Annotated in this window: 6 protein-coding genes; 2 read left to right on the forward strand and 4 right to left on the reverse strand. The window is 62.9% G+C overall.

Annotated features, from left to right (window positions below):
• Positions 1-336: 336 nt before the first annotated feature.
• From speA to DMX11_RS25490, 4 genes are all read right to left on the reverse strand, one after another.
• Entirely contained in the window at positions 337-2,250 is a 1,914-nt protein-coding gene (gene speA / locus DMX11_RS25475; RefSeq protein ID WP_110748506.1) for an arginine decarboxylase, read from the reverse strand.
• 151 nt (positions 2,251-2,401) lie between these two features.
• The gene (locus DMX11_RS25480; RefSeq protein ID WP_103445820.1) at positions 2,402-2,773 is read right to left on the reverse strand and encodes a translation initiation factor Sui1; all 372 of its coding nucleotides are present in this window, start codon (positions 2,771-2,773) and stop codon (positions 2,402-2,404) included.
• Between the two features lie 196 nt (positions 2,774-2,969).
• Positions 2,970-3,506, reverse strand: coding sequence for an NUDIX hydrolase (locus DMX11_RS25485; RefSeq protein ID WP_110748510.1), 537 nt, complete (start codon positions 3,504-3,506; stop codon positions 2,970-2,972).
• A 2-nt stretch (positions 3,507-3,508) separates the two neighbouring features.
• Positions 3,509-4,576: a DUF2333 family protein gene (locus tag DMX11_RS25490; RefSeq protein ID WP_110748513.1), complete on the reverse strand. Its 1,068-nt coding sequence runs from the start codon at positions 4,574-4,576 to the stop codon at positions 3,509-3,511.
• Between the two features lie 248 nt (positions 4,577-4,824).
• On the opposite strand from DMX11_RS25490, the gene DMX11_RS25495 reads away from it, so the two are divergent.
• Positions 4,825-6,180 (forward strand): diguanylate cyclase, encoded by a 1,356-nt coding sequence (locus DMX11_RS25495; protein ID WP_110748516.1) that lies wholly within the window; start codon positions 4,825-4,827, stop codon positions 6,178-6,180.
• Between the two features lie 1,366 nt (positions 6,181-7,546).
• Positions 7,547-8,326 (forward strand): methyl-accepting chemotaxis protein, encoded by a 780-nt coding sequence (locus DMX11_RS26555; RefSeq protein WP_371921805.1) that lies wholly within the window; start codon positions 7,547-7,549, stop codon positions 8,324-8,326.
• Positions 8,327-8,681 lie beyond the last annotated feature (355 nt).

The raw sequence follows: 8,681 nt of genomic DNA on the forward strand, positions 1-8,681 counted from the left end.
AAATACCTGACAGGTGCCTGGGCATGCATGCGTGGCGATGAGCCCTTTGATACGGCCAAGCTGTTCAGCGCTGAGCACCTCAAAAAAGCTTGACCTCCAACAGAGTATCTACGTTTGTTTCGGGCCAATTATTCCTGTGGGCCTTGCGCGCGTACGCCTTGGCGCATGGCGCGATTTCGCGTCGTACAAACCAGGCGGTCGCGTGCGCCTGTCACAGGCATAACTGGCCCGAAACAAACGTAGGAGCGAGCGCAGCTCGCGATGCGCCGCGCGGGCGGCGCTCGATCTCACAGGCGCTGCATCACCCCAACCAGACGCCCGCACGCCCCCCGATAATTACGACGACAAGTACGAAGACCGGGTCAAGCCCAGGCGCAAGGCATCCAGATACTGGGTCCGCTCACGCGCAGTGATCTTGGCGCTGGCGACCTTGTCGCGGTAATGCGTCATCAACTCTTCCGGCGACAAGTGCACGTAGCGCAGCATGTCTTCGATGGTGTCGTGGGTCTCGATACCGGCGTGGTACACGCTGCCGTCGGCGTTTTGGTAGATGTTCACCGAGTCGGTGTCACCGAACAGGTTGTGCATGTCGCCCAGGATTTCCTGGTAGGCGCCGACCAGGAACACACCCAGCAGGTAATCCTCACCTTCCTTCACCGCATGCACCGGCATGCTGGTCTCGATGCTCTGCTCGTCGACATACTGGTTGATCTTGCCGTCCGAATCGCAGGTCAGGTCCTGCAGGACCGCACGACGCATCGGTTCTTCGTCCAGGCGGTGCAGCGGGATGATCGGCAGCACCTGGCCGATTGCCCAAGTGTCCGGCAGGCTCTGGAATACCGAGAAGTTGCAGATGTACTTGTCGGCCAGCTTGTCGTTCAGCTCGTCCAGCACCTGGCGGTGCGAACGCTGGCGGGCTTTCAGCGAGTTGTGCAGGCGGCGGCAGACGGCAAAGTAGCACTGCTCGGCCAAGGCTTTCTCACCCAGGCTGATCTTGCCATCGGCATACTGCGCAGCCACGTCACCCATGTAGTGGGTGGCACGCCAGTAGGTCTCGGTGACCATCTCGATATCGGTCGGGCCAAGCAGGTCGACCAGCCACTGTACGGTTTCGGGCAAGGCTTCCTTGTTTTCGATGGTCGGCACGTCGTCGTTGTGCTTCTCGACGTCGGTCACCTGGATCACCAGCATGGCGTGGTGCGCAGTCAGCGAACGGCCACTCTCCGAGAAGATGTGCGGGTGCGGCAGGCCCTGAGCGTCGCAGAACTCCTTGAGCATGCCTACCACCACACCGGCGTAGTCGTCCATGTCGTAGTTGATCGAGCTGGCATTGCGCGAATGGGTACCGTCGTAATCCACGCCCAGGCCGCCACCGACGTCGATGTGGTCCACCGGCAGGCCCAGCGCACGCAGCTCGCCGTAGTAACGGATGGCTTCCTTGAAGCCGTGCTGGTAGTCGGCCAGGTTGGCAATCTGCGAGCCCATGTGGAAGTGCAGCAGGCGGATGCCCTGATCCAGGCCCGCATCGCGGAAGCGCTGTACCACCGAAAGCAGCTGCGCAGCCGACAAACCGAACTTGGACTTCTCGCCACCGGTGTCGGCCCACTTGCTCGACGCCAGCGACGACAGGCGCACCCGCAGGCCAACCTGCGGTTTCACCTTGAGCTCGGCAGCTTCCTCAATCACCAGAGCCACTTCCGACTCTTTCTCGATGACGATGAATACGTTGTGGCCGAGCTTCTGGCCCATCAGCGCCAGGCGGATGAACTCGCGGTCCTTGTAGCCGTTGCAGACGATGGTGCCGCCTTTCGGGGCCAATGCCAGCACCGCCAGCAACTCAGGCTTGGAGCCGGCTTCCAGGCCAATCGACACGTTTTGCGTGGCGATGATGTTCTCCACCACCGCTTCTTGCTGGTTGACCTTGATCGGGTACAGCGCGGTGTACTGGCTCTGGTACTCCAGGCGCGCGATGTTGGCGTCGAAGGCACCGGTCAGCTGGCGTACACGGTCCTGCAGAATGTCAGGGAAGCGCACCAGCAAGGGCAGCGACAAGCCGCTCTGGCGCAACTCGTCGACTTGTTCGTACAGGTCGATCGGTGCGCTGTCAGGGCCGTTGGGGCGCACTTCGACGCGCCCGGCTTCATTGATGGCGAAATAACCAGCGCCCCAATGGCGGATGCCATAAACACTGCGGCTGTCGGCCACGGTCCATTGGCTACCATCGTCTTTGCGTGTGCGTCGTACGGACATTCAAGTCCCCTATAGATAAGTCGAAGACACTGCCCCACAAGGAGGCGGGCGCAGTGTAAAAGCCAAAAATGACGATTCGTCCGTGCCAGGAATAGACCCCGACCACGGCAACGAGTTTAGAAAGCACTGGGCAAAAAAGCGCGCGGGCGAATCAGCCGCCAGACTTTTTCGCCTTGAAGCCCTGCTTGATCAGCTCGGCGATCAGCAGCTCGACATGGTCGCCCTGGATTTCGATGACCCCATCCTTGAGCGCACCGCCGGTACCACAGCGGCGCTTGAGGGTGGTGGCCAGCTCCTTGAGCTGGTCGAGCGCAAGCGGCACACCCGTGACAGTCGTCACGGTCTTGCCGCCGCGGCCTTTGCTTTCACGGCGCACACGGGCAATGCCATCGCCTTCGGGGATGACCTGCTGCTTGCAGGTGCAGGCATCCACCGGCTGGCCACAGTCGGGGCAATGCCGACCGGCGTCGGTGGAGTAAACGAGACCGCCAAGGGCGGCGAAGGAAGAAGCTTTCTTGGCCACTTTTGTTCCTCGGTGCAGAGGACAAAAACTGGTCGTGCCTTGGGGATGAGGCCGACCGCGAAGCCCCACTCTGGCAGGGGCGGCGCTACTGCTGCAAGACTTGCGGCAGCCCGAAAAGGGCGCGCAGTGTAACGATAAATGCGGCAATTGCTAAGTACAGGATTGCGGCATTTTGCGAATGTTTTGCGACTATGGGTTATCCCAGGCTTGCCTTGTAGCGCTGCAACGCCGCCAAAGAGTCCGGGCAATAGGGTTTTGTCAGGCTTTCGCTCTCAGCCAGCTCCAGGCTGACAAACCGTGCCTCGCTGACCTCTTCCGGCTGCAACCGCAAAGGCGCATCCGAAACCGCCGAATACACCGCACACCACAAGCGGTTATCCGGCTGATCAAAGTAGAACCGTTCATGAAAGCGCAGCTCTACGCCTTCAATCCCCAGCTCCTCAGCCAGCTCACGCGCCGCCGACTCGGTGTACGCCTCACCGGCCGAGACCATGCCGCCCGCCGCCACATCCCAGTACCCTGGGTACAACGCCTTGCTCAAGGTACGTCGGTGCACACACAGCTCGCCGGCACTGTTGAACAGCAGGATGAACGTGCAGCGGCCAATCAGGCCGCGCTCACGCAACTCGGCACGGGGCAAGGCACCCAGTACCTGGTCGGCTTCGTCTACCCAGGTGACCAGTTCACGGTCGGAAGCCGCCCGGTGGGCGGCCTCGTTCGGGCTGATCGCCATCATCAACCCTGCGAAAGCAGCTGGCGCAGGTCGATCACTGCCGCGTTGGCCCGGGAAATGTAGTTGGCCATGACCAACGAGTGGTTAGCCCACATGCCGAAGCCGCTGCCGTTCAGCACCATCGGGCTCCACAGAGGCTCTTGCGAGGCTTCCAGCTCACGGATGATCTGACGCACGCTGACCGTGGCGTTTTTCTTCGCCAACACGTCGGCAAAGTCCACCTCGATGGCACGCAGCAGATGCGACAGCGCCCAGGCCTGGCCACGGGCTTCGTAGAACACGTTGTCGATCTGCAACCACGGCGTTTCCACCACCTCCTCGTCCACCTGCGGCGCCTGGCCGGCAACCACCGACTCGGTCTTCAGCGTGGTGTTGAGCTTGACCCGGCCAACGCTGGCCGAAAGGCGCTGCGACAGCGAACCCAGGCGGGTGGCGACGTCACCCAGCCAGTTGTTCAGGTTGTCGGCACGGGTGTAGAAGATCGCGCCCTTGTCGCCGGCCGCCAGACGGGTCTGGTAGCGGGTCAGCGACTTGATGCCCTCTTCGAACTCCGACTCGCTCGATGGCAGGATCCAGCTCTTGTTGTCGAAGTTGAAGCGCGGCTCGGCCTTGGCCAGGTCGGCGTCTTCGGTAGACTGTGACTGCGAACGGGCGAAGTCCTTGCGCAAGGCGCGGGACAGGTCACGCACCTGCACCAGCACCCCATATTCCCAGCTCGGCATGTTGTCCATCCACAAGCCTGGCGGGAAGCGGTCGTTGGAGATGTAGCCGCCCGGCTTGTTCAACAGGGTACCGGCCACGGTCTTGAGGGTTTCGATGGTGGTGTAGCCGACCACCATCTGCTGGCCGCCGTGCTCGGCGGCGGCCTGGGCATTCTGCTGCACCGGGAACAGCGCAGGCTCCTGGCTCCAGTACCAGCCAAGGCCGATGCACACCAGCAGGTACAATCCGATCAGGGTCCCCAGGGCACGGCTCCAAAGGCCGCCAAGGTAGCTACGGGCGGCAGCGCCGCGGCCGTCGACACGCTCGCGGGGCTCGGCTTTGGCCTCGCGGTTTTTCCAGTCCAGCATGGCTTTGTCCTTAATCAGTCACGACGGTTCAGAGGCTTGGACCACAGGCCTGCGCCAGGGTGCCACGGCAAGCCCGTGTGGCTGCACTATAAAGCAGACACTGCCTTACGCATAAGCGACCAATCAGTCAGCAACTGAATATTCGTTCAGAACGCTTTGTTGATGCAGGGCACTCATGCAGTGGAAAAGAGCTGCTAGCATAGAGCCATCATTGCCCCTGCATATCCCAACCTACAAGTAGCCAGGACATGAGCCAAGCTGTCGAGCCAAGCACGCATTGCCCCGACCCGCATCTGTCGCGTAGCGGCCTGCGCAAGGACGACCCACTGGATCAGGTCCTGCTACCCGTGCGCAAGCCGGTGTACATCCTGCTGCAGGACCACGAGCGTGCCCAGCGCCTGGCACAGCAACTGGAATTCTTTGGCTTGGTGGTACAGGCACTGCCCAGTGCGGCAGCGTTCTACGCCTCGATCAGCGAATACCCGCCCTCGGCCATCATCATGGATGTCGACTTCACCGGCGCCGGCCTGGGCTTGCTGGTGGCTGCCCGGGTGCAGCAGGGCCTGGCGCAACCCATCCCGCTGCTGTTTTTCAGCCATCACGAAGCCGACACCCCGACCCGCCTGGCCGCCGTACGTGCCGGTGGCCAGGACTTCCTCACCGGCAGTCTGGAGGCTTCCAGCCTGCTGGAAAAGGTCGAACTGCTGACCAATGCCGCCCAGCATGACCCGCTGCGCGTGCTGATCATCGACGACTCGCGCACCCAGGCGCTGTACACCGAACGGGTGTTGGCCAGTGCCGGCATGCTCACCCGCAGCCTGACCGACCCGATCCGTACCATGGCCGAGCTGGCGGACTTCCAGCCCGACCTGATCATTCTCGACCTGTACATGCCAGCCTGCACCGGCCCCGAGCTGGCCAAGGTGATCCGCCACAGTGACCGCTATGTGAGCGTGCCCATCATCTACCTGTCTGCCGAAGACGACCTGGACAAGCAGCTGGACGCCATGAGCGAAGGCGGCGATGACTTCCTGACCAAACCGTTTCGCTCCCGCCACCTGGTCACCACCGTACGCAACCGCGCCGCCCGCGCCCGCCACTTGAAAGCGCGCATGGTGCGCGACAGCCTGACCGGGCTGTACAACCACACCCACATCCTGCAGCTGCTGGAAGACTGCAGTTTCCGCGCCCGCCGCGAGCAGCAGCCGCTGAGCTTTGCCATGCTCGACATCGACCATTTCAAGAAGATCAACGACCGCCACGGCCACCCCATGGGCGACCGGGTGATCAAAAGCCTTGCGCTGTTTCTCAAGCAGCGTTTGCGCAAGACCGACTTCATTGGCCGTTATGGTGGCGAGGAATTTGCCATTGTCATGCCCAATACCACGCTGGAGGCGGCACACAAGGTCCTGGACGAGATTCGCCGGCGCTTTGCCGAAATTCTGTACCCGGCGCAGCCACGGGATTTGCAATGCACCTTCAGTGCCGGGGTGGTGCAACTGGACGAGGGGCTGGATGTACTGACCATGGCCAGTGCAGCGGACGAGGCGCTGTACCGGGCCAAGCACGCTGGGCGTAATTGCGTAGTTCGGGTAGAGCCCTGAGATTCGCACTCACTGCACTGGCCTCTTCGCAGGCGAGCCTGTGAAGAGGCCAGTGCAGATCACACCAATGCAGGCACTGTGCCACTTTTTTTCTGCCGCCAGCCCTTAGACGTCATCACCCGGTCACAAAATCGCAATAACTTCAGGCGCCTACCCCCCACTCCCCCGCAGGAAGTTCGCGGCTATGCGCCTGAAGTGGCTGACCAATTTCAACACCCTGTTGCTGGTGACCGTATGCCTAGCCCTGGGCGCTACCTTGTGGTGGTCGCAGCGGGCCCTGGAGCGCCCCTATCAGATGATGGAACGCTACCTGGGCCTGTCCCAACAGTTCCAGAACCAAGCGGCGGGCAATATCCAGGCGTATCTGGGCAGCGGCGATGCCTTGCGCCATGCCGCCGCCATGGAGGCCAACCAGCGGCTGCAGGCGGCACTGGCCGACTGGCCTGCTGAACTGGCCGACAAGCTGCGCCCCAGCCTGGACAACCTGCACGCCTTCACCGCCAATGAACTGCTGGCCGCCGGTAAACTGGCCGGCGACCCGCAAGCCTTGCTCCTGCAGGCAGAACGGGAACTGGGCGCCAACTTCGAACAACTGGCTGGTTATGCCCGCGACAGCGGCAGCGCCGACGCCAACCGGTACTCGCTGCCCTTGCTCGACGCCAGCGTACACCTGGGCCGGTTGTCGCTGGCTCGTGACAAGCTGGTCAGCAGCGGCCGCCCGGAGCTTGCCGACGAGGTAGACCGCGAATTGCAACTGATCCGTACCCAGGCCCAGGTGATCGACGCCCTGCCCTTGCTCGGCGTAACCCGCACTGCTGAATCCGGCGCCGACGACTTCGCCGCCATGATGGGCCTGGAAACCCAAGCCAGCGCCCAGCAGGAAGACATTGCCGTGGGCCTCAAACGTGAATTGCAAAGCCTGCTTGGCCGCTACCCCGCCGAACTGCAACGCACGCGCGAACAGATCGAGCGCCGCGTCGCCCTGGCCACCAGCACCGGTCAGCGCCTGGAGGCAGTGCAGCAGGCCATCGCTGGGTTAGAGCCCGAGGTGCGTGGCCAGCACGCGAAAATCGCTGCTGAGGTGCGCATCATCCAAGGCCTGATGATTGGCCTGATCCTGCTCATCGCCTTGTTGATCGACACCTTGCAGCGGCGCCTGGCGCGCACCCTGACCGGCCTGGCCCCGGCCCTCTCGCGCTGGGCCGAGGGCGACTTTGCCCAGCCCATCGCCTTGGGCAAGACCAACCGGGAGTTGCAGGATATTCAGGAATCACTCAACCGCCTGCGCCAGTACCTGGTGGAACTGGTCGGCACCATCCGCCACAACGCCGAGCAGGTGGCCGGCAGCAGCCACGCCTTGGCCGGCATGAGCGCCGCCCTGCACGACGGTGCCGAGCGTCAGGCCGGCGATACCGGGCAGATTCGCGATGCTTTGGGTGAGCTGGAGGCGACCATCCAGCAAGTAGCCGGCGATGCCAGCGCCGCCGCCGATGCCAGCCGCGATGCCGGGCGCGCGGTGGAGCAAGGCCAGGCGGTGATCGGCCAGAGCCTCTCCGGTTTGCGTGAGCTGGTCGATGAAGTGCAGGGTAACGCGCGCATGATCGAACAACTGGCAGAGGAGTCGGCAACCATCGGCGGCGTGCTGACGGTGATCCGCTCCATTGCCGAACAGACCAACCTGCTGGCGCTCAACGCTGCGATCGAGGCGGCCCGGGCGGGCGAAATGGGCCGCGGCTTTGCCGTGGTGGCCGATGAGGTGCGTTCGTTGGCGCAGCGCACCACTGGGGCTACCGGCGAGATTCAGGCATTGATAGACCGTTTGCAGCAAGCAGCCAGGGGCTCGGTGACCGGCATGCGCGCGCAGCTTGAGCATGCCGAAGCCACAGCCAGCCGGGCGCAGGCGGCGGATGGGGCGCTGGATGAGATTGTCTGTGCCATCCGCACCATCTCTGATACCGCCGTGCGAATTGCCGATGTCACGGCGCAGCAAAGCGGTGCGGTGAGTGAAATTCGTGACCACAGCGAGCGGATTCATGCGCTGGGTGAGGACAACCTGCAGCGCATTGGCGAAGGGCGTGAGCAAGGCGAGCAGTTGCTGAGCCTGGGCAGTGAGCTGAACCGGGCAGTGCGGGCGTTCAGGGTCTGAGCCGGCGAGTGTTCGCCATGACAGGTGTAGCAGTTGGGTGGGGTTCGACGGGATATGTGCTGCGCCTGGGAGATCGAGCGCCGCCCGCGCGGCGCATCGCGAGCTGCGCTCGCTCCTACATTTGTTTCGGGCCAGTAACGCCTGTGACAGGCGCGCGCGACCGCCTTGTTTGTCCACGCAATATCGCGCCATGCGCCAAGGCGTACGCGCGCAAATCCCCCAGGATTCACTGGCCCGAAACAAACGTAGATACTCTGTTGGAGGTCAAGCTTTTTTGAGGTGCTCAGCGCTGAACAGCTTGGCCGTATCAAAGGGCTCATCGCCACGCATGCATGCCCAGGCACCTGTCAGGTAT

This window comes from Pseudomonas sp. LB-090624, from assembly GCF_003205205.1.
GTDB lineage: Bacteria > Pseudomonadota > Gammaproteobacteria > Pseudomonadales > Pseudomonadaceae > Aquipseudomonas.